This is a genomic window from Streptomyces sp. NPDC034084 (genome assembly GCF_055575535.1).
The window spans coordinates 982,903-1,008,996 of record NZ_JBVISK010000001.1 but is presented as its reverse complement, the minus strand read 5'-3'; the positions used below and the strand labels follow the sequence as shown (position 1 = coordinate 1,008,996).

Annotated in this window: 21 protein-coding genes and 1 pseudogene; 11 read left to right on the top strand and 11 right to left on the bottom strand. The window is 73.2% G+C overall.

Annotation, left to right across the window (positions count from 1 at the left end):
- Nucleotides 1-246: 246 nt before the first annotated feature.
- On the bottom strand, nucleotides 247-1,704 hold the full coding sequence (locus ACZ51I_RS04560) for an MFS transporter (protein ID WP_468871455.1): 1,458 nt from the start codon (nucleotides 1,702-1,704) through the stop codon (nucleotides 247-249).
- Between the two features lie 132 nt (nucleotides 1,705-1,836).
- On the opposite strand from ACZ51I_RS04560, the gene ACZ51I_RS04555 reads away from it, so the two are divergent.
- The 3 genes from ACZ51I_RS04555 (at nucleotide 1,837) to ACZ51I_RS04545 (ending at nucleotide 4,880) form a co-directional block, all read left to right on the top strand.
- Nucleotides 1,837-2,238 (top strand): MarR family winged helix-turn-helix transcriptional regulator, encoded by a 402-nt coding sequence (locus ACZ51I_RS04555; protein ID WP_468871454.1) that lies wholly within the window; start codon nucleotides 1,837-1,839, stop codon nucleotides 2,236-2,238.
- A 534-nt stretch (nucleotides 2,239-2,772) separates the two neighbouring features.
- A complete protein-coding gene (locus ACZ51I_RS04550; RefSeq protein WP_468871453.1) occupies nucleotides 2,773-4,020 on the top strand; it encodes an AfsR/SARP family transcriptional regulator in 1,248 nt (415 codons plus the stop codon).
- 83 nt (nucleotides 4,021-4,103) lie between these two features.
- Nucleotides 4,104-4,880 (top strand): phosphatase, encoded by a 777-nt coding sequence (locus ACZ51I_RS04545; RefSeq protein ID WP_468871452.1) that lies wholly within the window; start codon nucleotides 4,104-4,106, stop codon nucleotides 4,878-4,880.
- 13 nt (nucleotides 4,881-4,893) lie between these two features.
- Here the strand turns inward: ACZ51I_RS04545 and ACZ51I_RS04540 are convergent, their stop codons facing one another.
- The 4 genes from ACZ51I_RS04540 to ACZ51I_RS04525 all read right to left on the bottom strand — a co-directional run bounded on the left by ACZ51I_RS04540 (nucleotide 4,894) and on the right by ACZ51I_RS04525 (nucleotide 9,041).
- Nucleotides 4,894-5,838 carry a cation diffusion facilitator family transporter gene (locus ACZ51I_RS04540; protein WP_468871451.1) on the bottom strand — a complete coding sequence of 315 codons (945 nt, stop codon included), beginning with the start codon at nucleotides 5,836-5,838 and terminating at the stop codon, nucleotides 4,894-4,896.
- A gap of 21 nt (nucleotides 5,839-5,859) precedes the next feature.
- Nucleotides 5,860-6,729 carry an acyl-CoA thioesterase gene (locus ACZ51I_RS04535; protein WP_468871449.1) on the bottom strand — a complete coding sequence of 290 codons (870 nt, stop codon included), beginning with the start codon at nucleotides 6,727-6,729 and terminating at the stop codon, nucleotides 5,860-5,862.
- A complete protein-coding gene (locus tag ACZ51I_RS04530) occupies nucleotides 6,730-7,887 on the bottom strand; it encodes an acyl-CoA dehydrogenase family protein (RefSeq protein ID WP_468871447.1) in 1,158 nt (385 codons plus the stop codon).
- A 71-nt stretch (nucleotides 7,888-7,958) separates the two neighbouring features.
- Nucleotides 7,959-9,041 carry a helix-turn-helix domain-containing protein gene (locus tag ACZ51I_RS04525; RefSeq protein ID WP_468871445.1) on the bottom strand — a complete coding sequence of 361 codons (1,083 nt, stop codon included), beginning with the start codon at nucleotides 9,039-9,041 and terminating at the stop codon, nucleotides 7,959-7,961.
- A gap of 164 nt (nucleotides 9,042-9,205) precedes the next feature.
- Here ACZ51I_RS04525 and ACZ51I_RS04520 point away from each other — a divergent pair, with 164 nt between their 5' ends.
- On the top strand, nucleotides 9,206-9,811 hold the full coding sequence (locus ACZ51I_RS04520; protein ID WP_468871444.1) for a hypothetical protein: 606 nt from the start codon (nucleotides 9,206-9,208) through the stop codon (nucleotides 9,809-9,811).
- Between the two features lie 21 nt (nucleotides 9,812-9,832).
- Here the strand turns inward: ACZ51I_RS04520 and ACZ51I_RS04515 are convergent, their stop codons facing one another.
- Nucleotides 9,833-11,275 (bottom strand): PucR family transcriptional regulator, encoded by a 1,443-nt coding sequence (locus ACZ51I_RS04515; protein WP_468871443.1) that lies wholly within the window; start codon nucleotides 11,273-11,275, stop codon nucleotides 9,833-9,835.
- Nucleotides 11,276-11,390: 115 nt separating this feature from the next.
- Here ACZ51I_RS04515 and speB point away from each other — a divergent pair, with 115 nt between their 5' ends.
- Nucleotides 11,391-12,374: an agmatinase gene (speB, locus tag ACZ51I_RS04510; RefSeq protein WP_468871442.1), complete on the top strand. Its 984-nt coding sequence runs from the start codon at nucleotides 11,391-11,393 to the stop codon at nucleotides 12,372-12,374.
- Nucleotides 12,375-12,528: 154 nt separating this feature from the next.
- Nucleotides 12,529-14,211, top strand: coding sequence for a thiamine pyrophosphate-binding protein (locus tag ACZ51I_RS04505; RefSeq protein WP_468871441.1), 1,683 nt, complete (start codon nucleotides 12,529-12,531; stop codon nucleotides 14,209-14,211).
- Between the two features lie 44 nt (nucleotides 14,212-14,255).
- Here ACZ51I_RS04505 and ACZ51I_RS04500 read toward each other — a convergent pair whose 3' ends face one another.
- Complete coding sequence (locus ACZ51I_RS04500; protein WP_468871440.1) at nucleotides 14,256-14,630, bottom strand: hypothetical protein; 375 nt, start codon at nucleotides 14,628-14,630, stop codon at nucleotides 14,256-14,258.
- A gap of 210 nt (nucleotides 14,631-14,840) precedes the next feature.
- On the opposite strand from ACZ51I_RS04500, the gene ACZ51I_RS04495 reads away from it, so the two are divergent.
- The 3 genes from ACZ51I_RS04495 (at nucleotide 14,841) to ACZ51I_RS04485 (ending at nucleotide 20,686) form a co-directional block, all read left to right on the top strand.
- Nucleotides 14,841-18,578: an ABC transporter ATP-binding protein gene (locus ACZ51I_RS04495; RefSeq protein WP_468871438.1), complete on the top strand. Its 3,738-nt coding sequence runs from the start codon at nucleotides 14,841-14,843 to the stop codon at nucleotides 18,576-18,578.
- A 143-nt stretch (nucleotides 18,579-18,721) separates the two neighbouring features.
- Entirely contained in the window at nucleotides 18,722-19,129 is a 408-nt protein-coding gene (locus ACZ51I_RS04490; protein WP_468871437.1) for a hypothetical protein, read from the top strand.
- Between the two features lie 99 nt (nucleotides 19,130-19,228).
- Complete coding sequence (locus tag ACZ51I_RS04485; protein WP_468871435.1) at nucleotides 19,229-20,686, top strand: aminopeptidase; 1,458 nt, start codon at nucleotides 19,229-19,231, stop codon at nucleotides 20,684-20,686.
- Nucleotides 20,687-20,788: 102 nt separating this feature from the next.
- Here the strand turns inward: ACZ51I_RS04485 and ACZ51I_RS04480 are convergent, their stop codons facing one another.
- Nucleotides 20,789-22,621, bottom strand: coding sequence for a glycoside hydrolase family 3 protein (locus tag ACZ51I_RS04480; RefSeq protein ID WP_468871434.1), 1,833 nt, complete (start codon nucleotides 22,619-22,621; stop codon nucleotides 20,789-20,791).
- 109 nt (nucleotides 22,622-22,730) lie between these two features.
- Nucleotides 22,731-22,925 (bottom strand): annotated as a pseudogene (locus ACZ51I_RS04475) (LysR family transcriptional regulator); the annotation flags it as partial.
- A 147-nt stretch (nucleotides 22,926-23,072) separates the two neighbouring features.
- On the opposite strand from ACZ51I_RS04475, the gene ACZ51I_RS04470 reads away from it, so the two are divergent.
- Nucleotides 23,073-23,759, top strand: coding sequence for an LppU/SCO3897 family protein (locus tag ACZ51I_RS04470; protein ID WP_468871432.1), 687 nt, complete (start codon nucleotides 23,073-23,075; stop codon nucleotides 23,757-23,759).
- 30 nt (nucleotides 23,760-23,789) lie between these two features.
- A complete protein-coding gene (locus tag ACZ51I_RS04465; protein WP_468871431.1) occupies nucleotides 23,790-24,353 on the top strand; it encodes an AAA family ATPase in 564 nt (187 codons plus the stop codon).
- Between the two features lies 1 nt (nucleotide 24,354).
- On the opposite strand, the gene ACZ51I_RS04460 is transcribed toward ACZ51I_RS04465, so the two are convergent.
- Both ACZ51I_RS04460 and ACZ51I_RS04455 read right to left on the bottom strand, forming a co-directional pair.
- On the bottom strand, nucleotides 24,355-24,921 hold the full coding sequence (locus ACZ51I_RS04460) for a Uma2 family endonuclease (protein ID WP_468871429.1): 567 nt from the start codon (nucleotides 24,919-24,921) through the stop codon (nucleotides 24,355-24,357).
- A gap of 41 nt (nucleotides 24,922-24,962) precedes the next feature.
- Entirely contained in the window at nucleotides 24,963-26,009 is a 1,047-nt protein-coding gene (locus ACZ51I_RS04455; RefSeq protein WP_468871428.1) for a LacI family DNA-binding transcriptional regulator, read from the bottom strand.
- Between the last annotated feature and the right edge of the window lie 85 nt (nucleotides 26,010-26,094).

Here is a 26,094-nt window from a genome sequence, read left to right as displayed (position 1 = left end):
GTAGAAGGGTCTGTCCAAGATGTAAAGCGAGGTTCCACGGCACGGGAACCGGCCTTCCAGGCTGCGGTAACCGGCTGTCCATCGGGGCGAGTTGGGCCAGGTCGCGGTACTTGCGGTAACCCCCGGAAATGCCGAGTGGGCTTGCGGCCGGGGGAGCCGCAAGCCCACGTTCGGGGGGTGGAGAAGGGTGGTGTGGTAAGGGGTGGTGGAGGGCGCCGGTGGGCGCCCTGGTGGGGCGGAGCCGCGTCAGGCCTGCGCGGCGGCCGGCTGCTCGTCGCGGGTCAGACGGCGCAGCGCGAACGCGATGACGATCGCGATCGCGGCGCACACGGCGAGGGCGAGGAAGCCGTGGGAGACACCGGAGGTGGTGGCGTCGGCGGCGGAGGCGCCCTCCTTCAGGCGCCCGTCGACGGTGGTCGCGAGGATGGTGCCGATCACGGCGATGCCCAGCGCGGCGCCGCTCTCGTTGAAGGTGTTCAGCAGGCCGGAACCGACACCGGACTCCTCCACCTTGACGTGCGAGGTGCCGATGCCGAACAGCGGCACGAAGCAGGCCGGGAGGCCCGCCCCGATGACCGCCAGGGCCACGATCGTCAGCCAGACCGAGTCGGTGCCGGTGGCGAGGACGCCGGTGCCGACGAGCTGGAGCGCGGCGCCGAGCGCGTACATCCCGCCGAGACCCAGAGCGCCGGCGAGCGCCGGGGCGACCAGGGCGACGACGAGAGCCGCGAGGCCCATGGGCAGCAGCGAGAGGCCGGTGACGAAGGCGCTCATGCCGTGGACCTGCTGGAAGTACATGCTGGCGAGGAAGGAGCTGCTGATCATCACGCTGGCGACCAGGAGCAGGCCGATGCTGGACAGCCAGTACGTCGGCTTGCGCAGCAGGTGCAGCGGCAGCAGCGGGTCGTCCTTGCCCAGCTCCATGAAGGTCACCAGGGTCAGCAGGACCACTGCGGCGCCCAGGCTGATCCAGGCGATGGAGTCGCCGAAGCCCTCGTGGAGGCGGATCAGACCGAAGGAGAGGGCGGCGAGCCCGGCCGTGGAGACGACGGCCGAGGGGAACCGGAGCCGGCGTCCCGAGGCGGTGCGGAGCGAGGGCATGCTGCGCAGAGCGCCGACGAAGGCCGCGACGCTGATGGGGAGATTGATCAGGAAGGCCCAGCGCCAGTCGACCGCCGTGACGATCAGTCCGCCGAGCACCACGCCGATCGTGGCGCCGATCACGCCCAGGCCGCTCCAGGCGGTCAGCGCGATCTTGCGCTGCTCCTCGTCCTGGTAGACCTCCAGGATGATCGAGAGGGCGGCCGCGGAGAGCAGTGCGGCGCCGACACCCTGCGCGGCGCGCCCGGCGACGAGCAGCTCCTGGTTGCCCGCCATGCCGCAGAGCGCGGAGGCCACGGCGAAGAGGGTGAGGCCGGTGAGGAAGGTGCGCCGCCTGCCGAAGACGTCCGACACGCGGCCGCCGAAGAGGAGCAGGCTGCCGAACATCAGGACGTAGGCGCTGATCGTCCACTGGAGTCCGGTCTGGTCGGCGGGCAGGTCCCCTCCGATGGAGGGGAGGGCCACGTTCACGACCGTCGAGTCGAGCATCACCATCAACTGGGCGACGCCGACCACGACGAGAGTGGTCCAGGGGGCCTTGGCCGGCGCGTCCGGGGCGTCCGGCGCGTGCTCGGTCGGGGGTGCCAGCGTCTGCTCGGTCACCGGGTCTCCTTGCTCAGAGGTGCGAGAGGTGTGATCGGAAGTCCGATCCATGCGAATGCATCGAAGTGCTCGGCACACTACATTCATGCGCACGCATAGACAAGGGAGGGAGGGGAACCTAGTATCGGAAAGGTGACGGATACAGCTCTGACCGATCGATGGATGACCGTGATCCGCGCCGGTGCGCAGATCGTCCAGGCGGCGGAACGTCGGCTCTCCGACGAGTACGGACTCTGCACCAGCGCCTTCGAGATCATGGACGTCATGGCGCGGGAAGGCGGCTGGATCCGGGCGGGTGAGCTCAGTGCCCGCGCCGCCCGGAGCCAGCCCCAGGTCTCCCGTCTGCTCGCGCAGATGGTGAACGCGGGGTACGTCGAGCGCCGGCCCTGCGCCAACGACAAGCGCGGCTTCGACGTCCGCCTCACCGCATCCGGCAGAGGCCTCTTCGGCCGGTCCACGGCCACCATGGAGGAGCTGCTGCGCGAGCTCTCCGACGCGAGCCCGGAGGTGCGCGGGGTGCTGGGCCGCGCCTGACGCCTCCCGCCCGCCGCGCCGAAGCCTCGCGGGTGGCCAGTACCCACCGGGGGTGTCCTGTCGGCGGGACACCCCTCGGACCTGCAGGGATCGCGCCGGACCGTCCGGACGTGCGACCTGACAGAGAGCTGTCCGGGGGTACTTTTCGGACACGTACTCGCTGGTAGCCTCCAGGCGTCAACCTGCCCGGAGGCACCGCTCACGATCACGATCGGAGCGCCCGGAAGGGCGACAGTCCGGGGGGACGTCCAGGCCCGTGCGCGCACGGACCCCGACAGGGGCACCGCGCGCCGGGGGCCCGCGACGCCACGACCCCCCGGTGGACCAACAGGCACCGGAACCGCCTCCGGTGCCACACGCTCCCGACCAGGGGAGCGCCTGACACGGGGGAACAACTTGCTGAGCCAGTCCGTCCCACGACCGAATCCCGCCGCCCCGGTCGGCCGGGCCCGGGTCCACGCCACCGCCACCGCCACGCCGCGGGGGCGCGTACCGGCCGCCCCCGCGCGCGGACCCCACCCGCGCCCGACCGTCATGACGGAACGCGGCGTCTTCTTCCGCCTGCTCGGCCCGCTGGAGATCACGACGGCCGACGGCCGGCTGCCGCTCAAGGGCATGAACCAGCGGCTCGTCCTCGCCCTGCTGCTCCTGAACGCCAACCACGTCGTGCCCACCGCCGACCTGATGGACGTGCTCTGGCCGGACGGCCGCCCGCCCGCCACCGCCCGCAAGATCCTCCAGAACGCGATCTCGGCCCTCCGCGGCGTCCTCGCCCGCGGCGGCGTACCCGAGCACATCGCCTCCCTGACCAGCCAGGGCTCCGGCTACATGCTCAAGACCGCCCCCGACAACCTCGACCTGACGCGCTTCCGGCTCCTCGCCGACAAGGGCCGCGACGCACTCGCCGCGGGAGACACCGAGGAAGCCGCCCGGCTCCTGCGCGGAGCACTCGGCCTGTGGCGCGGCCGCGCCCTGGAGGAACTCGCCGACGCCGGCGCCGACTGGCCCCGGACGACCGCCGCCGACGGAGCGTGGCTGCACGCCCTGGAGGAGTACTGCGAGGCCGAACTCGCCAACGGGCGACCGCACGAGGTCATCCAGCGTCTTGAGGGCGTGGCCGCCGCCAACCCCTCACGGGAACGCACCCAGGGGCTGCTGATGACCGCCCTCTACCACTCCAGCCGCCGCGACGAGGCCCTGCGCACCTACGAACGGCTCAACCAGCGGCTGCGGGACGACTTCGGCGCGGCCCCCAGCCGGGAACTCCAGGACCTGCACAACGCCATCGTCCGGCAGGACCCCACCCCCGCCCCGGACGAGACGCCCGACCCGCGCGGCACCGCGCCCCGGCCTTCCACCGCCCCCGAACTCGACGTGCTGCACGCGCTCCTCGACCTGGTCCGACGGCAGAACCGCCCCCACGTCGTCGCCCTCACCGGTGACGAGGAGGACCGGCAGGCCGCCCTCGTCGCCCGGCTCATGGACGGCCTCCAGCAGGACGACCGGGCCACCGTCTGGCACGTGCGCTCCGGCCCCGACGGCGCCGACCTCGCCCAGGACCTGCGGGCCGCGCTGCGCCGCGCGACACCCGAACGCCCCATGGTCGCCGTCGCAGAGAACCTCCACCAGGCCGGACACCTCGTGCCGGAGTGCGTCGGGGACATCGTCGTGGAGGCGGGCCGCACGCCGCTGCTCATCGTCCTCACCGCCCGTACCGGATCCGAGGGGCTCTGGCCCGGCTGGGACAAGACCGTCCCCCGGTTCACCACCATCACCGTCTAGCGGCTCCCGCCGTCCCGGCCCCCGGCGTCCCGCTGTTCGATCACCCGGGACGCCCGGGGCCGCGGCCCGGCAGAATGCGCCCCATGCCGATACTCAGCCGCCCCGCCCTCGTCGAGCACCTCGTCCGCACCCGGATCGCGGGAGACGTCGCCACTCCGCGCGACAACAACCTCTCCCACTACCGCAAGCTCGCCAACGGCGACCGGCACTACTGGTTCGGCCTCGAGCTCGGCAACCGCTGGACCGACGAGCAGGACGTCCTCGCCGTGATGGCCGAGCGGTGCGGCGTCGTCGACGACCCGGCGCACCGGGCCGGCCAGGACACGATCGACCCCGAACTCACCGTCGACGGCCTCGACCGGATGGCCGCCCGGCTGCGCAAGGCCGCCGCGGGTCGCGAGCGGGTCCTCTTCGCGACCGGCCACCCCGGCGCGCTCATCGACGTCCACAGCCGGGTCGCCGCCGCGCTGCGCGCCCAGGGCTGCGACATCGTACGGATCCCCGGCGGGCTCGTCGCCGACGAGGGGTACGTCGTGCAGTTCGCCGACGTCGCCGTCTTCGAGCGCGGCGCGAGCCTGTGGCACACGCACTCCCCGGAGCCGATGAACGCGATCCTCGACGCGCTCGGCGAGGACGGCCGCCCGGACCTGGTGATCGCGGACCACGGCTGGGCGGGCCGCGCGGGCCAGCGGGGCATCGACTCCGTCGGCTACGCGGACTGCAACGACCCCGCCCTCTTCATCGGCGAGGCGGAGGGCACGATGCAGGTCACGATCCCCCTGGACGACCACGTCGTGGACCCGCGCTTCTACGAGCCCCTGACGGCGTACACGCTGAACGCGGCGGGGCTCGCGGGCTGACCCGCCCCGCCCGTCAGTGCGCCTGGCGGGAGGTGGGGTCCAGGTACACCCGGCGGACGGCCGGGATCCGCTCGCGCAGCCGCGTCTCGGCGCGGTCGCAGGCCCGTTCGATCTCCTCGGCCGTCGACCCGTCCCGGAAGTCGATCTTCGCGGCGACCAGGGCCTCGTCCGGACCCTGGATCAGGGTCGTCAGGTCGACCACCGCGATCACGTGCTCGTCCGCGAGCAACACCTCGTGCACGGCCTCCCGCAGGCGCGGCGGGAGCGCCCGGCCGACCAGGAGCTCCGCGTTGGAGCGGCCCAGGACCCAGGCCACGTACACCAGCAGTGCGCCGATGAGGATCGAGGCTACGCCGTCCCAGACGCCCGAACCGGTGAGCTGACCGCCGATCAGGCCGCCGGCCGCGAGCAGCAGGCCGGCCAGCGCCGCGGAGTCCTCCATGACGACGGCCTTCACGGTCGTGTCCGGGGTGTGCCGCAGGTAGCGGGCGAAAGGGGTGCGGGTGCGCCGCGCCTCGGCCCGGACCTGGCGGACCGCCGTCCGCAGCGAGAAGCCCTCCAGGACGAAGGCGACGGCGAGCACCACGTACGAGGCGACCGGATCGCCCAGGTCCTCGCCGCGGGTGAGGGTGTGGACGCCGTCGTACACGGAGAAGACCGCGCCGCCGACGAAGGTGGCGACCGCGGCCAGCAACGCCCACACGTACCGCTCGCCCGCATAGCCCAACGGATGGTCGTCGTCCGCCGGTTTCTCGCTGCGCTTGAGCGCGGCCAGGAGCAGCACCTCGGTGACCGTGTCGGCCACCGAGTGCGCCGCCTCGGAGAGCATCGCGCTGGAGCCGCTGATGAGGCCCGCGACGGCCTTGGCGACGGCGATCCCGAGGTTCGCCGCCGCCGCCACGATCACCGTGAAGGTGCTCTCACCGTTCTTCGGCCTGTCCGCCGTGATTTCTGCCATGGTCGGACTTATGCCCGGTCGTCAGCGCGGGACGCGGACCACACCCTCCTGGATGACGGAGATCGCGAGCCGCCCGTCCTGTGTGTAGATGCGGGCCTGGCCGAGACCGCGCCCGCCGGACGCGGTCGGCGACTCCTGGTCGTACAGGAGCCACTCGTCGGCCCGGAAGGGGCGGTGGAACCACATGGCGTGGTCCAGCGAGGCCCCCACGACGTCACCGACGGCCCAGCCGCCCCGCCCGTGGGCGAGGAGCACCGAGTCGAGCAGCGTCATGTCGGAGACGTACGTGGCGAGGACGACGTGCAGCAGGGGGTCGTCGGCCAGTTTGCCGTTCGTACGGAACCACACCTGCGAGCGCGGTTCGCGCGGCTGCCCGACCGAGCCCCAGGGCGGGACGTCGGCGTAGCGCAGGTCCACGGCGGCGCGGGCCTCGATCAGCCTGTCCGCGACCTCGCGGGGGAGGTGGCGGGGGAGCATCTCGGCCGGCGTGGGGAGCGACTCAGGGTCCGGGGCGGCCGGCATGTCGACCTGGTGGTCGAGCCCCTCCTCGTACGTCTGGAAGGACGCCGAGAGGTGGAAGATCGGCTGCCCGTGCTGGACGGCGACGACCCGGCGGGTGGTGAAGGAGCGGCCGTCGCGGATGCGGTCGACCGTGTAGACGATCGGCGCGCCCGGATCGCCGGGCCGCAGGAAGTACGCGTGGAGGGAGTGCGCGAGGCGGTCCTCGGGCACGGTCCGGCCCGCCGCCACCAGCGCCTGGGCGGCCACCTGGCCGCCGAAGACGCGGGGGACGAGCGCGGACCGGGACTCTCCCCGGAAGATGTCCCGCTCGATCCGCTCCAGGTCGAGCAGATCGAGCAGGCCGTCCAGGGCGCTGTGCGCGTCGGGCACTTACAGGCCCATCGACTTCGCGATGATCGTCTTCATGATCTCGCTGGTGCCGCCGTAGATGCGGTTGACGCGGTTGTCGGCGTACAGGCGGGCGATCGGGTACTCGTTCATGTAGCCGTAGCCGCCGTGCAGCTGGAGGCAGCGGTCGATGACGCGGTGGGCGACCTCGGTGCAGAAGAGCTTGGCGCTCGCGGCCTCGGCGGGGGAGAGCTCGCCCGCGTCCAGGGCCTCCAGGGCGCGGTCGGCGACGGCCTCGGCGGCGTCGACCTCGGCCTGGCAGGCGGCCAGCTCGAACTTGGTGTTCTGGAAGGAGGCGACCGGCTTGCCGAAGACCGTGCGGTCCGTGACGTACTGCTGGGCGAAGCGGATGGCGGCCTTGGCCTGCGCGTAGGCGCCGAAGGCGATGCCCCAGCGCTCGGAGGCCAGGTTGTGACCGAGGTAGGAGAAGCCCTTGCCCTCCTCGCCGAGCAGGTCCTCGGCGGGCACCTTGACGTCGACGAAGGCCAGCTCGGCCGTGTCGGAGGTGCGCAGGCCCAGCTTGTCCAGCTTGCGGCCGATGGAGTAGCCCTCGGACTTGGTGTCCACGGCGAAGAGCGAGATGCCGAAGCGGCGGTCCTCGGCCGAGGGGGCGGAGGTGCGGGCGCAGACGATCACGCGGTCGGCGTGGACGCCACCGGTGATGAAGGTCTTGGCGCCGTTGAGGACGTAGTGGCTGCCGTCCTCGGAGAGCTTGGCCGTGGTCTTCATGCCCGCGACGTCGGAGCCGGTGCCCGGCTCGGTCATGGCGAGCGCCCACATCTCCTCGCCGGTGACGAACTTCGGCAGGAAGCGCTTCTTCTGCTCGTCGGTGGCGAGCATCTTGAGGTACGGCAGGGCGAGCAGCACGTGGACGCCGGAGCCGCCGAACTGGACGCCGGCGCGCGCGGTCTCCTCGTACAGGACGGCCTCGAACTTGTGGGTGTCCAGGCCCGCGCCGCCGAACTCCTCGGGCACGTTGATGCCGAAGATGCCCAGCTCGCCGAGCTTGTCGTAGAACTCGCGCGGCGCCTGGCCCGCGGCGAACCACTCGTCGTAGACGGGGACGACCTCGGCCTCGATGAAGGCCCGGATGGTCTCCCGGAACGCCTCGTGGTCCTCGTTGAATACGGTACGGCGCACGAGCCGCCTCCTTGTCGCTGCCGGTTGTCTAAGCGCTTGCTCAGGGTGTTCTGTTCGAAGTTACCCAGCGGTCACCCGCCCTGTCCAGACTCCGCACCTGTGATCCAGAGCCCCTTCGAGGGGTCGTACGCGTGGACCGGGCTCCCCTTCGCCCGCCCACTGGTACGGAAGGGCCCCCCGCCCGGGGCCGCGATCCTCACCACACCGCTCCGCCCCTCCGAGCTCCATTCCAGCTCCAGGTGCCAGCGGCAGTCGCAGCCGGCCGCGCGGGCGGAGATCAGCAGCTCCTCGGGCTCGGCCGCGGTGACGGCGTAGGGGAACGAGACGGCCGGGATCGTCCGCCCCTCCTCCCCCGAGGCGTCGTACCCGTCGACCGGCCGCGCGAGCGGGCGCGGCCGGTCGAGGTCCACGGCGAACTGGCGGGGGGTGACGGCCCCGCCACACCCCCCGTCCATGCGGTACGCCCCCCAGGACAGCGGCTTCGCCCGTCCCACCACGCGCACGTGCAGCCCCTGGAGGACGACGGTGGAGGTCCCCTTTCCCTGCACCGAGAGCCGTACGAGCGTCTGCCCGCCGTCCACGGCGCCGAGCGCCCCCGCCCACCGGGCGGCGTCGACGGACGCCGGGGGAGCGGCGACCCGCGTCGGGGGCCGGTCGGCGAGATAGGTGTGCCCGCAGCCGCTCTCCCAGAGGGAGGCGACGGTGTACGTGAACGGGGGCGCCGTCACCGTCTCCGCGCGGTGCTGCGGTTCCCGGCCCCACCCGGACAGCAGGACGGCCCCGAGGACGAGCGCCACGACGCCGGCCACGGCACCGACGGCCATCCAGGCCTTCCGGCGGGGCCGGGCGGGGGCGACCACGACGAGCTCGGGGCCGGCCGGTCCGGCCGGACCGGCCTCCTGGGCCGGCGGTCTGCGGACGAGGTCCGCGCGCCGCCAGTGCTCCTCCAGTTCCCGCACCTCGTCTCCGGCGGCCCCGCACATCCGGGCGAGGCGCTCGATGACGGCGAAGGACTCCGGGACGGCGACCCCGGAGCAGTAGCGGTGCAGGGTGGAGGCGCTGACGCCGAGGCGCCGCCCCAGCGCCTCGTAACTCCGCCCGTCACGCGTCTTCAGCGCGCGCACCCGCGCCGCGAACTCCTCGACCTCGCCCATCGGACCGTCCCCCACTCGTTCCACCCCTGTTGTGTTCTCCCACGTCAGAGGGGGTGGAATGGTTCCGGGACGGGTGGAGGGCGCGTCGCCGTTGCCCGGGGGCGGGCGGGGACCCGACGCTGGTGGAAGCACTGACCGAACGACCCGACGGGGGATCCACCACCATGAACAGGCTCCGTACCGCATTCGCCGCCACCGCCGCTGCCGCCCTGGGCCTCGCCGCCCTCGCCACGGCCCCGGCGCAGGCCGCCGCCCAGCCCGCCTTCCTCGCCGCCTCCCAGATGCCGCCGTCGTCGACGCCGTGGACCGCCACCCGGGTCTTCACCGGCGTCCCGGAGAACGGCGGCGCCCTCTGCGCCCCGTACAAGATCCCGGCGCAGAACACCCGCTACCGCGAGTTCAGCACCGAGCTCGACACCAACGGCGTCCAGATCACCACCGTCGCCCGCACCGAGGCCGACGCCGTGAAGCTGGTCGACACCCTCCGCAAGGCGCTCGCCGGCTGCGGCCCCCTGCTGGAGCGGCAGAACCCGGGCCTGCACGCCGTCAGCGCCTCCCACGGCAAGCTCGCCGTGGAGGAGGGCGCCTGGGTCTACAGCCTGGACACCGCCGACCCGCAGATCGGCAGCACCGACATCCACCTGTTCTCCGTCGGCCGAGACGGCCGCACCGTCACCTTCGTCCGCTGGGGCCAGATGGGCGACTTCAAGGACGCCCCGCTGACCGCCTTCCGCGCGACGGCGAAGACGGCGGTGAACAAGCTCTGGTGACGTGACGGGAGACCGGCCGGGTCACGCGGCGCGCAGCGCGAACCACAGCTCCATCCGTACGTCCGGATCGTCCAGGTCCCGGTCGAGGAGCGCCGCGCAGCGGGCGACGCGCTGGCGGACGGTGTTGCGGTGCAGGCCGGTCGCCACCGCCGTCCGGTCCCAGCTGCCGTGGAGGGAGAGCCAGACCCGGAGCGTCTCGGCGAGGGGCTCGGTGAGCGGGGCCAGCAGCCCCCGGGCGTAGGCGGCGGCCTCGTCGCGGTCCACGAGCGCGGCGAAGCCGCTGGCCCGGTGCCGGACGAGCGCCGCCCGGGAGGCCTCCGCCCGCCGCAGCGCCCGCGCCGCCTGCGCCTCCCCGGCCGCGAGCTCGACGGCCGCCACGGGCGCGCTCGCCCCGAGCGTCCACCCCTCCTGGGCGGTCACGGGGGCGGAGGAGGGGAGGAGGAGCCGTACGGTTCCTTCCTCCTGGGCCATCAGCGCCGTCCCCAGCGCCGCCGCCAGGCTCGCCGCCGCGAACGGGGTGCCGTCGCCGCCCCGCGCGTGGACCACCGTCCACGGGCCAGGACCGAGCACGCCCGCGACCTCCGCCGGGTCCGCGCCGAGCAGCAGCCGGACCAGGGCCCCGTCCCGTACCGTCACGTCCGCGCCCCGGTGCGGAGCCGTGAGCAGGGAGAGCAGGACCACCGCCACGCCCGCGATCGTGTGGTCGCCCGGACCGCGCCGCTCCGTCGCCACCCCGAGCGTCAGACCGTCCCCGCCGCCCAGCGCGTACGCGGCGAGCCGCAGCCCGCCACCGTCCCCGCTCGCCGAGGCCGGCCCGCCCGGACGCGGCCCGAGCACCGCCGCGAGCTCCCGCAGCGCCCGCGCCGCCTCCGCCGGGACCTCCCGGCCGGCCGCCGCCGACTCCGTGCCGTCCGTCCCGAACAGCACCGCCCGCCCCCCGAGCCGCGAGGCGAGCGCGCCAAGCACGGCCGGGACCGGCGCCGGCCGGGCGGCGGCCGCCGCCAGGGACTGCTGGGCCTCGGTCACCCGGCGCAGCTCGTGCAGCCGGGCCTCAGCCATCAGCCGCCACAGCGCCCGCGCCACCGTCGTGAACGGGGTCCGGGGCGGGACCTCCACGAGGGGCAGGCCGTGCCGCTCGCACGCCGCGACGAGCTCCGGCGGCACCGTGTCGTACACCGGCGTCACCCCGAAGGCGAGCGCCGCCGCCCCCGCCTCCACGACCCGCTCGACGTAGTGCGCCGGATCGGTGAGCTGCACGCCGGCCGTCATGAGCAACTCGCCGCCGAGCAGGTACGGATAGGGGTCCGCCATCTCCGAGGTGTGCACCCAGTGCAGCGGCACGTCCTCGGGGCCGGTGAGCAGCCGCAGGCCCAGGTCGGGGCGGGCGAGCAGCGCGGTCAGCGGGACCGGGGGTGCCGGGGGAGTGGAGCCGGCCTCGGAGGGAGACGTCGGGGTCATCGGCATGGGCCCTTCGTACATCCCCCGCCCGGACAGTGGAGGAAACGTACACTTCAATGTGGCTTTCGGGCGACTTACCGTCGAGCCGGACCCCGACCACAGCTCCAGGAGGACCCCGACCATGAGCAGCAGCGACCAGAACGCCTTCCGCGGCCCGATCGACTCGTCCCGCGTCCCGCGGTACGCCGGTCCCGCGACGTTCGCCCGTCTGCCGCGCCTCGACGAGGTCGGCACCGCCGACGTCGCCGTGGTCGGCGTCCCCTTCGACAGCGGCGTCTCCTACCGCCCCGGCGCCCGCTTCGGCGGCAACGCCATCCGCGAGGCCTCCCGCCTGCTCCGCCCGTACAACCCGGCGCAGGACGCCTCCCCGTTCGCCCTCGCCCAGGTCGCGGACGCCGGTGACATCGCCGCCAACCCGTTCAACATCCACGAGGCCGTCGAGACCATCGAGGCCGCCGCCGACGACCTCCTCGGCACCGGCGCCCGCATGATGACCCTCGGCGGCGACCACACCATCGCCCTGCCGCTGCTGCGCTCCGTCGCCAAGAAGCACGGCCCCGTCGCCCTGCTCCACTTCGACGCGCACCTCGACACCTGGGACACCTACTTCGGCGCCGAGTACACCCACGGCACCCCGTTCCGCCGGGCCGTCGAGGAGGGCATCCTCGACACCTCCGCCCTCTCCCACGTCGGCACCCGCGGCCCGCTCTACGGCAAGCAGGACCTCACCGACGACGAGAAGATGGGCTTCGGCATCGTGACGTCCTCCGACGTCTACCGCCGCGGCGCCGACGAGGTCGCCGACCAGCTGCGCCAGCGCATCGGCGACCGCCCGCTGTACATCTCCATCGACATCGACTGCCTCGACCCGGCCCACGCCCCCGGCACCGGCACCCCCGAGGCCGGCGGCATGACCTCCCGCGAGCTCCTGGAGATCCTCCGCGGCCTCTCCTCCTGCAACCTGGTCTCCGCCGACGTCGTCGAGGTCGCCCCGGCGTACGACCACGCCGAGATCACCGCGGTCGCCGCCTCGCACACGGCGTACGAACTGACGACGATCATGTCCCGCCAGATCGCCGCGGGCCGGGCCGCCGACGCGAAGTAACCTCGGGCGGCAGCGGGCCGAGGTACGGGGTGGGGCGCGGCCCGGTGGTCGGGTCGTGCCCCACCCGTTCGTCCCCCCGGGACTTCGTCCAGGGGGCACCCCCAGTGGAACGCCTGCCCAGGACCTGACCGCCACCCCGAAGGGACGCCCCCTCATGACCCACGACCACGACCTGGTCCTGCGCCCCACCGCCGCACAGACCGAGGCGGCCCTCAACCCGCCCTCCGGGCGCAACGGCGGCGACCTCGTCGTCGAGACCCTCACCGGCCTCGGCGCCACCACGGTCTTCGGCCTCCCCGGCCAGCACGCCCTCGGCATGTTCGACGCCCTGCGCCGCTCCACGCTGCGGTACGTCGGCCTCCGCGTCGAGAACAACGCCGGCTTCGCCGCCGACGCGTACGGCCGGATCACCGGCGAGGCCGCCCCGCTGCTGCTCTCCACCGGCCCCGGCGCGCTCATGTCGCTCGCCGCGCTCCAGGAGGCGGCCGCCGCCTCCGCCCCGGTCATCGCGATCGGCAGCCAGATCCCGGTGGCCGGGCTCGGCGGCGGCCGCCACGGCTACCTCCACGAGCTCCGCGACCAGCAGGCCTCGTTCCGGGACGTCGTGAAGTCCGTCCACACGGTCCGTACGCAGTCCCAGATCCCGTCCGCGATCGCGGCCGCCTGGGAGTCGGCGCTCACGGCCCCGCACGGCCCCGTCTGGGTGGAGATCCCGCAGGACGTGCTCCTCGCCGAGACGAGCCTGCCCGTGGTCACCGCCATGGACGCGACGCCCGAGGAGGTCGTCCCGCGCCCCGAGCTGACGGCGGTCGCCGCGCACCTCCTGGCGAACGCCGAGCGGCCCGCGATCATCGCGGGCGGCGGGGTCGTCCGCTCCGACGCCTCCGGCAAGCTCCTCGCACTCGCGGAGAAGCTCGACATCCCCGTCGTCACCACCTTCGGCGGCAAGGGCGCCTTCCCCTGGGAGCACCCGCTCTCGCTCCAGTCCTGGCTGGAGGACCGGCACACCACCGACTTCCTGGAGGACGCCGACGTCCTCCTCGTCGTCGGCTCGGGCCTCGGCGAGCTGTCCTCGAACTACCACACCTTCGCCCCGCGCGGCCGGGTGATCCAGATCGAGGCCGACGCGGGCAAGCTGGAGTCCAACCACCCGGCGCTCGGCATCCACGCGGACGCCCGCCTCGCGCTCCAGGCGCTCCTGGAGACGGCCGGGGAGCGCCGGGACCCCGCCGCCCCCGAGCGGGTCGCCGCCGTCCTCGGCAAGGTCCGGGAGCGGATCGCCGCGCAGGACCTCGGCCTGGAGCAGCGGATCGTCGCGGCGGTGCGGGAGGCGCTCCCCGACCGGTCCCCGAGCTTCTGGGACATGACGATCCTGGCGTACTGGGCGTGGTCGGCCTTCGACGCCCGGCACCCGAACACGATGCACTCCGCCCAGGGCGCGGGCGGTCTCGGCTACGGCTTCCCCGCCGCCCTCGGCGCGGCCACCGCCGACCCCTCGCAACCGGTCCTCGCGGTCTCCGGCGACGGCGGCGCGATGTACTCGATCGCGGAGCTGGCGACGGCGAAGCAGTACGGCCTGGACGTGACCTGGCTGATCGTCGACGACGGCGGCTACGGGATCCTGCGGGAGTACATGACGGACGCGTTCGGCGAGGCCACGGCCACCGAACTCACCCGGCCGGACTTCGTCGCCCTGTCCGAGTCGTTCGGCGTCCCGGCCACCCTGACGACCCCGGAGACCCTGACGGCGGACCTCGCGAAGGCCCTCGCCACGCCGGGCCCGTCGGTGGTCGTCCTCCCGGCCCTCCTGAGGATGTTCGAGCCGACGCACCTGTGACGGGTGCCGGTGGCCCGCCCCTTGAGGCGGGGGCGGGTCACCGCTCAGTCGACGAGCCCCTCCCAGGCCTTCCGGTACGCGGCGAGTTGCGCCTCGTACCCCTGGCGGAAGTGCTCCGCCTCCGCCTGGGTGAGGCCGGCACGGACCATGAACCGCGGGGGCGTCAGCCGCGCCACGTCGGCGAAGGCCTCCGCCGCCGCCCCGGCGACGGTCCCGCCCCGCTCGCGGGCGGTCAGCAGCTCCGGGCCCACGGTCCGCAGGAAGCCCTCGAAGACCGTCCGCGGCTTGCCGGCCGTCTCCTTCAGCTCCCGTTCGGTCACCTGCGCCACCCGCCCGGCCGCGGCGAACCCCCGCACCGCGCGCAGCGCCGCGTACAGCCGCCCCCACTGATACGGCCTGCCGTCCTCGACCCGTGCCATGCACTCTCCTTCCGCTCGGCTGCGCCAGGGGCCTCCTACCCAGAACCGGTCGCACCCGCGCGGGCAACCTTCACGGCGCGGGTCCCCCTCGGCCTCCCGCTCCTGGCCGGGGGTCCTAGGACCACGGTCCCGTCTTTGTTGCGGCGGGATGAAATCGCACGTCGGCCGTGTTGGGGCTTCCGGTAGAGCAGGACGGACGGGAGGCCACTCGTGGCGGCGGTCGGGGAAGAACAGCAGGGCTGGGCGCGCAGGCTGGCCGGGTACGCGTGGCGGTACAAGGCGAACACGCTGCTCGCGCTCGGGTCCTCGCTGGCCGGTATGGCCGTGCTCGCGCTCGTGCCGCTCGTCACCAAGGTGATCATCGACGACGTCATCGGGACGAAGACCCGGGACCTCGGCGTCTGGACGGGGCTCCTCATCGGCGCCGCCGTCCTCGTCTACCTCCTCACCTACGTCCGCCGCTACTACGGCGGACGCCTCGCTCTCGACGTCCAGCACGACCTGCGGACCGACATGTACGCCACCGTCATCCGGCTCGACGGGCGCCGGCAGGACGAGCTGTCCACCGGGCAGGTCGTCGGGCGGGCCACCAGCGACCTCCAGCTGATCCAGGGCCTGCTCTTCATGCTCCCGATGACCATCGGGAACGTCCTGCTGTTCCTGATCTCGCTGGCCGTCATGGCCTGGCTGTCGATCCCGCTCACCCTCGTCGCGCTCGCCGTCGCCCCCGCCCTCTGGTGGATCGCCAAGCGCAGCCGTACCCGTCTCCACCCCGCCACCTGGCACGCCCAGCAGCAGGCCGCCGTCGTCGCCGGCGTCGTCGACGGGGCCGTGACCGGCGTCCGGGTCGTCAAGGGCTTCGGCCAGGAGGACCAGGAGACCGGCAAGATCCGCGAGGCCGGGCGGAAGCTCTTCGCCGGCCGGCTGCGGACGATCCGGCTGAACTCGAAGTACACCCCGGCCCTCCAGGCCGTGCCCGCCCTCGGCCAGGTCGCGGTCCTCGCGCTCGGCGGCTGGCTCGCCTACCGGGGCCAGATCACCCTCGGCACCTTCGTCGCCTTCTCCGCCTACCTGGCCTCCCTCGTCGGACCGGTCCGCATGCTCGCCATGGTCCTCACCGTCGGCCAGCAGGCCCGCGCCGGCGTCGAGCGGGTCTACGACCTCATCGACACCGAGCCGGTGATCAAGGACGGGACGAAGGAACTGCCCGCCGACGCGCCCGCCACCGTGGAGTTCGACGACGTGTCGTTCGCGTACGAGGGCGCCTCCGGCAATGTCAGGCCCGTACTGGACGGCTTCTCCCTGGAGATCCGCCCCGGCGAGACCGTCGCCGTCGTCGGCGCCTCCGGCTCCGGCAAGTCCACCGTCTCGCTCCTCCTGCCCCGCTTCTACGACGTCACCCACGGCGCCGTCCTCGTCGGCGGCCACGACGTCCGCGAGCTCACCCTCGACTCCCTGCGCGCCGCCGTCGGCCTCGTCCCCGAGGACTCCTTCCTCTTCTCCGACACCGTCGCCGCGAACATCGCGTACGGCGCCCCCGACGCCACCCGCGAGCAGATCGAGACCGCCGCCCGCGCCGCCCAGGCCGACCGCTTCATCACCGAGCTCCCGGACGGGTACGACACGAAGGTCGGCGAGCACGGCCTCACCCTCTCCGGGGGCCAGCGCCAGCGCGTCGCGCTCGCCCGCGCCATCCTCACCGACCCCCGGCTGCTCCTCCTCGACGACGCCACCTCCGCCGTCGACGCCAAGGTCGAGCACGAGATCCACGAGGCGCTGAAGTCGGTCATGGCGGGCCGTACGACCCTGCTCATCGCCCACCGCCGCTCCACCCTCGGCCTCGCCGACCGCATCGCCGTCCTCGACGACGGCCGCCTCGCCGACATCGGCACCCACGCCGAGCTGGAGGCCCGGTCCCCCCTCTTCCGCCGCCTCCTCACCGACCCCGAGGAGCTCGGCGCCGTCTCGCCCGGTCACGTCACCCCGCCCGAGCTCCCCGAGGACCGCACCCTGCGGGCCGAGCTGGACGCCGAGTTCGACGCCGAGCGGGGCATCACCCCCACCCTGTGGGTACGGGACGAGACCACCGGCCGCGAGAGCGCCGCGCCCGGAGCGACGCCCGAGCTGCTCGCCGCCGTCGAGGCGCTGCCGCCGGCCACCGACACCCCCGACGTCGACGAGGCCCGTGCCGTCGCACCCGAGGACGCGTACGGGCTGCGCCGGCTGCTCCGGGGCTTCGGCGCCCCGCTGCTCATCAGCCTCGGCCTGGTCGCCCTCGACGCGGGCGCGGGCCTGCTCCTTCCGGTCCTGATCCGGCACGGCATCGACGAGGGCGTGAACCGGCTCGCGATCGGCGCCGTCTGGGCGGCCTCCGCGCTCGCCCTGGTCACCGTCCTCGTGCAGTGGGTGGCGCAGACCGCCGAGACCCGGATGACCGGCCGCACCGGCGAGCGGGTCCTCTACGCGCTGCGCCTGAAGATCTTCGCCCAGCTCCAGCGCCTCGGCCTGGACTACTACGAGCGCGAGCTGACCGGCCGGATCATGACCCGGATGACCACGGACGTCGACGCCCTGTCGACGTTCCTCCAGACGGGCCTGGTCACCGCCTTCGTCTCGGTCGTCACCTTCTTCGGGATCATGGTCGCGCTGCTCGTGCTCGACCTCCAGCTCGCCCTGGTCGTCTTCGCGACCCTGCCGGTCCTCGCCGTCGCCACGTACTACTTCCGCCGCTCCAGCGTGAAGGCGTACGAGCTGGCGCGGAAGCGGATCAGCGTCGTCAACGGCGACCTCCAGGAGTCGGTCTCCGGCCTGCGGATCGTGCAGGCCTTCCGCCGCGAGCGCTCGGGCGCGGCCCGCTTCGCGGAGCGCAGCGACGCCTACCGCCAGGCGCGCGTCCGGGGCCAGTGGCTGATCTCCATCTACTTCCCCTTCGTGACCCTGCTGTCCTCGGCCGCCGCGGCCGCCGTCATGATCGTCGGCGCGAACCGGATCGAGGCCGGCACCCTCACCACCGGCGCGCTCGTCGCCTACCTCCTCTACATCGACCTGTTCTTCGCCCCCGTGCAGCAGCTCTCGCAGGTCTTCGACGGCTACCAGCAGGCCGCCGTCTCGCTCAAGCGCATGCAGGAGCTCCTCCAGGAGCCGACGTCGACCGCCGCCGCCGACGCGCCCCTGGACGTGCTGTCGCTGCGCGGCGAGATCGCCTTCGAGAACGTGTCCTTCGCGTACGGGGACGAGGAGGAAGCCCTCACGGGCATCGACCTGCGGATCCCCGCCGGGCAGACCGTCGCCTTCGTCGGCGAGACCGGCGCCGGGAAGTCCACCCTGGTCAAGCTGGTCGCCCGGTTCTACGACCCGACCAGCGGCCGGGTCACGGCCGACGGCACCGACCTGCGGGACCTCGACCTCACCGCGTACCGCCACCGGCTCGGCGTCGTCCCCCAGGAGGCGTACCTCTTCGCCGGGACGATCCGCGACGCCATCGCGTACGGCCGGCCCGAGGCGACCGACGCCGAGGTCGAGGCGGCGGCCCGTGCGGTCGGCGCGCACGACATGATCGCCACGCTCGACGGCGGCTACCTCCACGAGGTCGCCGAGCGCGGCCGGAACCTCTCCGCCGGGCAGCGCCAGCTGATCGCCCTCGCCCGCGCCGAGCTCGTCGACCCGGACGTCCTGCTCCTGGACGAGGCCACGGCGGCCCTGGACCTGGCGACCGAGGCCCAGGTCAACCAGGCCACCGACCGGCTCGCGGGCCGCCGCACGACCCTGGTCGTCGCCCACCGGCTGACCACGGCGGCCCGCGCGGACCGCGTGGTCGTCATGGACCACGGGCGGGTCGCGGAGGACGGCACCCACGAGGAACTCCTCGCCCGGGGCGGCCGGTACGCGTCGCTGTGGAACACCTTCATCGGGGAGACGGGGGCGGAGGCGGAACCCGAGCGGGTCTGAGGACGGGCCGCCGGGCGGGGGCGGGGCGGGACGGGCGGGGCTCCGAGGACGGCCGGGCGGAGGCAACCGTTCGGGCGGAGGCAACCGTTCCGGGGGCGGGCGCGTCGTACGTCCGTACGTCGAGCCACCCGGGAGGGGAACGCATGTCCAAGGACACGAGGAAAGCGCGCCGACCGCACGCGCGCGTGCTCGCCCCGCTCCTCGCCGCCCTCGCGCTGCTCCTCCTCCCGGTACCGGGCCCCGGTGGCGGGACCGCCGACGCCGCCTCCGTCTGCCACGGCCGGCCCACCCGGACGATCACCTTCGCCACCGGGGAACTGCGCCTCTACCGGACCCGCCAGTACGTCTGCGCCGTCACCGTCGCGAAACGGCCCGGCCCCCGCCGTCCGATGGCCGTCTCGCTCCAGGCCCGCGGCGCCCGCCCCGTCACCCGGGCGGGCAGCTTCGACCGTCAGGCGGGCCCCCTGACCGTCCACGCCCTCAACCGGTGCGTCCGAGCGAGCGGTTCGGTGGCGGGCCGGGGGACGGCGACGGGCTGGATCCTGTGCTGATGTGCGGATAAGTCCAAGAGTAAGGATCAACTGGGTCTGGCGGTCCACACGTTGCCCCCGCTAGGTTCGCGACACCGTTGTGAACCAAGGGGAGGGTGAATGCGCAAGTCGCTGAGATGGGCGCTGTCGCTTTCGGTGCTCATAGGCACCGTCGGGTCGACCGGTGTGGCTACCGCCGCGGACACGGAGACCGGCAGCGCGACCGTCGTCGACTCGCAGAGCACGAGCACGACCGCGGACATCAAGGACCGCATCCTGGCGATCCCGGGGATGAGCCTGATCGAGGAGAAGCCGTACGCCGGCTACCGCTACTTCGTCCTGGAGTACGTCCAGCCGGTCGACCACCACCGCCCGTGGGCGGGCACGTTCAAGCAGCGGATCTCGATCCTCCACAAGGACACGAGCCGCCCCACCGTCTTCCGCACCAGCGGCTACGGGCTGAGCACGACTCCGAGCCGGACCGAGCCGACGCGGATCATCGACGGCAACCAGGTTTCCATGGAGTACCGCTTCTTCACGCCGTCCCGCCCGCAGCCCGCCGACTGGTCGAAGCTGGACATCTGGCAGGCGGCCAGCGACCAGCACCGGATCTACACGGCGCTGAAGCGGATCTACGGCCAGAAGTGGCTCTCCACCGGCGCCTCCAAGGGCGGCATGACCGCCACGTACTACGAGCGCTTCTACCCGCGCGACATGGACGGCGTCGTCGCGTACGTCGCTCCCAACGACGTGGTCAACAAGGAGGACTCGGCCTACGACCGGTTCTTCGAGACCGTCGGCACCGAGGACTGCCGCGACCGCCTGAACGCCATGCAGCGCGAGGCCCTCGTCCGCCGCGAGCCGCTGGAGAAGAAGTACCAGGCCTGGGCCGAGTCCGAGGGCGCCACCTTCAACACGGTCGGCTCGCTCGACAAGGCGTACGAGGCCGTCGTCCTCGACTTCGTGTGGGGCTTCTGGCAGTACTACGGCCAGGACGTCTGCGACCAGATCCCGGACGCGGCGACCGCGAGCGACGACACCGTCTACGAGACGATCGACGCCTACTCCGGCTGGTCCGCCTACACCGACCAGGGCCTGGAGTACTACACGCCGTACTACTACCAGGCGGCGACCGAACTCGGCTCGCCCACCATCAAGCAGCCGCACCTCAACGGCCTGAGCCGCTACGGCTACCAGCCGGCCAGCAGCTTCGTGCCGCGCGAGATCCCCATGAAGTTCAGGCCGCAGGCGATGCGGGACGTCGACGACTGGGTCCGCAAGAACGCGAACCGGATGCTCTTCGTCTACGGCGGCAACGACCCGTGGGGCTCCGAGAAGTTCCGCCTCGGCAAGGGCGCGCGCGACAGCTACGTGTACGTGGCGCCGGGCGCCAACCACGGCGCGAACGTCGCGGGTCTCGTCGACGCGGAGCGCGAGAACGCGACGGCCCGCATCCTGGCCTGGGCGGGGGTCCCCGCGCCGGCGGTCCAGGCGGCCCAGCCGCTGGCGGCCTTCGACGCGCGCATCGACGCCCCGGTCGACGAGGACGCCACCCGGGAACACGGCCTGCGCCCGTAACTCACCTCGTCGCCACCAGGATTCCGCGCTCTGAACCCGCACCGCACCGGCGGTGCGGGTTCAGGCACGTGAGGCCGAGGCGCCGCGAAGGGCGCCGCGTCCTCAGCGCGCGTACGACAGCCCGTACCCCACCGGGTACAGCACCTTCGCCGGGTCGTTCGCGTCCGGGACCGGGACGGGGAGCCGGCCCCGGGGCCGGGCTCGGCCCGCCAGGACGCGGACGGCGGCGCGGAGTTCGACGTCGGTCCAGGAGTACGCCGCGAGGGTCGCCCGCTGGCCGCCGAGACGCGCGATGTCGTACGGGTTGCGGATCGCGACCGTCACCACGGGCACGCCGGTCGCGACGAGCCGTGCGACGAGCGTGCGCTGCGGGCTGGTGGCACCGACGTTGTACGTGCCCACGAGCACCACGTCCTTGCCGGCCGCCGCCGCCACCGCCTCCTCGATCTTCGCGGCCGTCGGGGTGATCCCGGTCGAGAGCGCGGTCGCGGTGAAGCCCAGTTCGTTCAGGGCGGTCGCGAGCGTCGTGGTCGGCGGGCCCGTCGTACCGGACGGCGAGGCCGGGTCGGCGCCGACGACGAGGACCGAGCCGTGGGAGGCCGGGCTCAGCGGCAGGAAGCCGTCCTCGTTGAGCAGCAGCGTCGTGGTCGCCTCGGCGATCCGGTCGGCGTGGGCGCGGTGGGCCTCGGTGCCCACCACCCGGTCGACGCCCGCCCGGGTCGCGTACGCCTGCCGGAAGAGGCCCAGCTTCGCCTTGAGCCGCAGGATCCGAAGGATCGATTCGTCGAGCCGGGCCTCCGTCAGCTCGCCGTCCTTGACGGCCTTCAGGACCGCGTTCCAGGCCACGTCCAGCCTGGGCGGGTTGAGCAGCTGGTCCACCCCCGCCTTCAGGGCGAGGACCGGGACGCGCTCGTCCCCGTACTTGGTGCGCACGCCCTCCATCGCCAGGGAGTCCGTGACCACCACCCCGTCGTAGCCGAGCTGTTCGCGCAGGATGCCGGTGAGGATGGGCCGGGAGAGCGTCGCCGGGTCCTCGCTGGGGTCGAGCGCGGGGACCACGATGTGCGCGGTCATGATCGAGTCGATGCCGGCGGCGATCGCCGACCGGAACGGCGGCGCGTCGAGCGCGGCCCACTGCTCCCGGGTGTGGGTGATCGTCGGCAGGCCGTAGTGGCTGTCGACGGCGGTGTCGCCGTGACCCGGGAAGTGCTTGGAGGTGGCCGCGACCCCGGCCCGCTGGTACCCCTCGACCTGGGCGGCGACGAGACCGGCGACGGCCTGCGGGTCGGAGCCGAAGGAACGGACCCCGATGACCGGGTTGGCCGGGTTGACGTTCACGTCGGCGACGGGGGCGTAGTTCTGCCGGATGCCGACGGCGGCGAGCTCCTCGCCCGCGATCTGCGCGGCCTTACGGGCGTCCGCGCGCGAACCGCCCGCGCCGAGTGCCATCGCCCCGGGCAGCAGCGTGGCGGGCTTGCCGACCCGGCAGACGATGCCGTGCTCCTGGTCGGTGGAGATGAGCACCGGGACCGGGGTGGGCTGCGCGAGCGCGGCCTGCTGGATGCCGTTGGAGAGCGCGGCGATCTGCTGCGGGTCGCGGGTGTTGTGGGCCCAGGCGAAGTAGATGATGCCGCCGACGTGGTAGCGCTCGACCAGCTCGGCGGCGGTGCGGACACCGATCTCCGTGAGGTTGGCGTCGATGTCGGCCTGGTCGGGGGCGGTGGCGGAGTGGCCGTAGACCCGCATCACGAAGAGCTGGCCGACCTTCTCCTCGAGCGACATCCGGTCGATGATCCGCCGGAGCCTGCGGTCGGTCGCGTCCGTGGAGGCCGCGTGGACGACGGGGGCGGCGGCACCGGTGACGGCGGCCGCGGCGGCGGCGGCGGTCACCGTGAGAAGGGTGCGTCGGGAGGGGGCGGGGGCGCGGTGGTGCACTGATGCTCCTTCCGGCCGTGCAAGGTTGAAGGAAACTTCCAAGGAGTCACGGATAGCCCGAAAGTAACTGCCAGGTCAAGGACCCGCGCAGGAATCGCCCGCGCCCGCCTCAGGCGGCGGACGCGACCGAGGGCCGGAGCCTTTGGAGCGTACGGACCGTCTCCCGGATCGCCGGGCGCCGCGCCGTCCCCGTCCGCCACATGGCGTGCAGCCGGCGCGTCGGCCCCGGCTCGAGCCGCACCCGCGTCACCTCCGGCGGTAGGGCCCCGCGGCCCAGACACGGGACGATGCCCCGCGCCACCAGGTTCCTGGGGGAGGGCGTGAGCCCCCTCCCCTGGTGCGCAGTAGTGCTGCTCGTCGGGGGAGTGGCCCTGACGCCGGTCCACCGCAAGGCGGTTGGGAAGCCGGAGGCTAGGGTGCTGGTGCCGACGCCGAACGGGGGAGCGACACCATGACCCATCCGCAGCATCCGCAGTCGTACGGGCAACCGCACCCGTACGGCCAGCCCCAGCCCTCCCCGCCCCACGGGTGCGAGGTCTGCGGCGCGCAGCCCGCCGTCGCGGCGACCGTCCGCGCCCACCAGGGCATGGTCGTCATCATGCGCACGCTCACCCGGCGCGGCGTCTTCTGCCGCACCTGCGGCCTCGCCGTCTACCGGACCATGACCTCCGACACGCTCGTGACCGGCTGGTGGGGCGTGTTCTCGCTGTTCGTCACGCCGTTCGTCGTGCTCGGCAACGTCGTCGGCGCCCGCGCCGCGTTCCGCCGTCTGCCCGAGCCGTACGGTGCGTGGCGGCCGCCCCTGGACCCGGGCCGGCGGGTGCTGCGCCGCGCCCCCGCGATGCTGGTCCTCACCCCGTTCGCGCTCGTCGCCGCCGCGATCCCGACGCTCCTGCTCATCGGGTTGATCGCGGGCCCCGGCGGTGAGGGCGAGCGGGTCGGGCTCTCCGTGGGCGACTGTGTCGACAACACCGCCGACTGGCCGGAGCAGGCCCTCCTGAAGGTGGACTGCGGCTCGCCGCAGGCCGAGTACATCGTGACGGACCAGGCGTCCTGCGGGCCGGAGGACTACATCCTGTACGCCGAATACCAGATGAACTCCCCGGGGAGGCCGGGCCACTGTGTCACGCCGCTGTGACCGCACGCCGCTGAGAGGTTCCGCCCCCGTATGACCTTCGAGAACGTCACCGTCGACAGCGCCGAACCCGCTCCCGGCACCCTCCTCCTCGCGGGCATCCCCGGCAGCGGCAAGTCGACGGTCGCGGCTGCCCTCGCGGCCCGTTTCGCCCGCGCCGCGCACATCGAGGTCGACCACCTCCAGGAGCTGATCGTCCAGGGCGGCCACTGGCCGACTCCGGACGGCGACCCGGAGGCGGACCGCCAGATCCTGCTGCGCGCCCGCAACGGCTGCCTGCTCGCGGACAGTTTCGCCGCGGCGGGGTTCCTGCCGGTCCTCGACGACGTGGTCGTACGCCGCTCCCACCTGGACTTCTACCGCGCCCACGCGAAGGCGGCCCCGCTCCACGTGGTGATCCTGGCCCCCGGCCCGGTCAAGGCCTGGGAGCGCAACAACGCCCGTCACAAGAAGCTGACGACGAACTGGGCCTTCCTGGACGACGCCATGCGCGCGGAACTCTCGGGCGAGGGCGTCTGGATCGACAACGCGGACCAGACGGTCGAGGAGACGGTCGACGCGGTCCTCGCGGCGACGGGCCTGACGCCGCGGAAGTAGCTCAGCCCCCGGAGCGCGGGAAGCCGTCGGTCTTCACCACGATCTCGCGCCCTTCGAGGGGCAGGACGAGGTCCTCGCCGAAGGGGATCGTCTCCTGCTCCGTGTAGACGCCGGTGCGGGCGGGCTTGCTGTGCACGGTGCAGACGTTCTCGGACGGGTCGATGATCACATAGAGCGGGAGCGCGCACTCCGCGTACATCCGGAGCTTCTTCTCGAAGTCGTTGTCCCGCGTGCTGAGCGAGATGATCTCCAGCACGGCCTCCAGACTGTGCCACTCGAAGCGGCCGCGCCTGTTCCGCTCGGAGCCGGGGGCGATGATGGCCAGGTCGGGGGCGTAGCCGTAAAGGCTCGACGGGAAGTCGATCATGACGTCCGAGAGGATCTCCCCGTGCCCGGCGAGCTGCTGCTCGATCTGGGGGGCGGCCCGCAGGATCACCTTCCACCGCTGCTCGCCCTGGGGGGTCATGATGATCTTTCCATCCGTGATTTCGACGCGGTAGCCATTGGGCAGGGAGACGCCGTCCAGGACGTCCCAGGCGCTGGAAAGGTCCATCAGTATGGTCGTCATGCGCTCCTCCGTGTGGCGCTCGTCACCACGATGGCGGCCGCCTACCCCCGAGGCGCCCCCGTCGACCCCCGTACCACCAGCTCCCCCGGAACCGTCTCCACGCCTCCCGCCGGAGGCTCCTCCGCGCCCATGGCCAGGCGGCCCGCCCGTACCCCCGCCTCGTGCAGCGGCAGGCGTACGGTCGTGAGGGCCGGGACCGCGTCCACCGAGAACGGCAGGTCGTCGAAGCCCGCGACCGACACGTCCCCGGGGATGGAGAGACCCCGCTCCCGCAGGGCCGCGCAGACGCCCAGCGCGACCGTGTCGTTGGCCGCGACGACCGCCGTGAGGTCCGGGTCGCGGGCGAGGAGCTCGGTCGTCGCCGCGTGGCCGGAACCCCGGTCGTACGGCCCGTGGACCGTCGGGCCCTCGGCCACCCCCGCCGCCGCGAGCGCCTCCCGGTGGCCCTCCAGGCGGTGCCGGGTCGTGGTGCGGTCGGCCGGGCCCGCCACGTAACCGATCCGCCGGTGACCGAGGCCCAGCAGGTGCTCGGTGAGGAGCCGCGCCCCGGTGCGGTTGTCGAAGACGAGGGCCGCCGTGCTCGCGTCGCCCGGGACCGGCGGACGCCCGCACAGCACCACCCGGGTCCCCGCCTCCGCCAGCTTCGTCAGCTTGCCGGCCGTCGCCGCGAGGTGCTCCGGGTCCTCCAGGGAGCCGCCCATGAGGATCACGGCCGCGGCCCGCTGCCGCTGGAGCAGGGTGAGGTAGGTCAGCTCGCGCTCGGGGGAGCCGCCGGTGTTGCAGACGACGGCGAGCTTCTCGCCCCCGCCGCGCCCCGTCGCGTGCTCCCCGATCGCGCTCTGCGCCGCGCTCGCCATGATCCCGAAGAACGGGTCGGCGATGTCGTTGACGAGGACGCCGACCAGGTCGGAGGTGGCGGCGGCGAGGGAGCTCGCGGGGCCGTTGAGGACGTAGTCCAGCTCGTCCACGGCCCGCAGCACCCGCTCCCGGGTCGACGCGGCGACCGGGTAGTTGCCGTTGAGGACGCGGGAGACGGTGGCGGGGGAGACCCGCGCGCGGGCTGCCACGTCCGCCAGGGTGACGGTCATCGCGTACGTACCTCCGGGGCCCTTGTCGACGGCGATGTCGGCAGGCTAGCGTCAACTCTCATAGAAAGCGCTTTCTCACGAGGGC

Bases quoted from the DNA above. Each gene is read 5' to 3' on its own strand.
- ACZ51I_RS04550 (WP_468871453.1), top strand. From the start codon at position 2,773: ATGACGGAACGCGGCGTCTTCTTCCGCCTGCTCGGCCCGCTGGAGATC.
- ACZ51I_RS04545 (WP_468871452.1), top strand. From the start codon at position 4,104: ATGCCGATACTCAGCCGCCCCGCCCTCGTCGAGCACCTCGTCCGCACC.
- ACZ51I_RS04540 (WP_468871451.1), bottom strand. From the start codon at position 5,838: ATGGCAGAAATCACGGCGGACAGGCCGAAGAACGGTGAGAGCACCTTC.
- ACZ51I_RS04525 (WP_468871445.1), bottom strand. From the start codon at position 9,041: ATGGGCGAGGTCGAGGAGTTCGCGGCGCGGGTGCGCGCGCTGAAGACG.
- ACZ51I_RS04520 (WP_468871444.1), top strand. From the start codon at position 9,206: ATGAACAGGCTCCGTACCGCATTCGCCGCCACCGCCGCTGCCGCCCTG.
- ACZ51I_RS04515 (WP_468871443.1), bottom strand. From the start codon at position 11,275: ATGCCGATGACCCCGACGTCTCCCTCCGAGGCCGGCTCCACTCCCCCG.
- speB (WP_468871442.1), top strand. From the start codon at position 11,391: ATGAGCAGCAGCGACCAGAACGCCTTCCGCGGCCCGATCGACTCGTCC.
- ACZ51I_RS04505 (WP_468871441.1), top strand. From the start codon at position 12,529: ATGACCCACGACCACGACCTGGTCCTGCGCCCCACCGCCGCACAGACC.
- ACZ51I_RS04500 (WP_468871440.1), bottom strand. From the start codon at position 14,630: ATGGCACGGGTCGAGGACGGCAGGCCGTATCAGTGGGGGCGGCTGTAC.
- ACZ51I_RS04490 (WP_468871437.1), top strand. From the start codon at position 18,722: ATGTCCAAGGACACGAGGAAAGCGCGCCGACCGCACGCGCGCGTGCTC.
- ACZ51I_RS04485 (WP_468871435.1), top strand. From the start codon at position 19,229: ATGCGCAAGTCGCTGAGATGGGCGCTGTCGCTTTCGGTGCTCATAGGC.
- ACZ51I_RS04470 (WP_468871432.1), top strand. From the start codon at position 23,073: ATGACCCATCCGCAGCATCCGCAGTCGTACGGGCAACCGCACCCGTAC.
- ACZ51I_RS04465 (WP_468871431.1), top strand. From the start codon at position 23,790: ATGACCTTCGAGAACGTCACCGTCGACAGCGCCGAACCCGCTCCCGGC.
- ACZ51I_RS04460 (WP_468871429.1), bottom strand. From the start codon at position 24,921: ATGACGACCATACTGATGGACCTTTCCAGCGCCTGGGACGTCCTGGAC.
- ACZ51I_RS04455 (WP_468871428.1), bottom strand. From the start codon at position 26,009: ATGACCGTCACCCTGGCGGACGTGGCAGCCCGCGCGCGGGTCTCCCCC.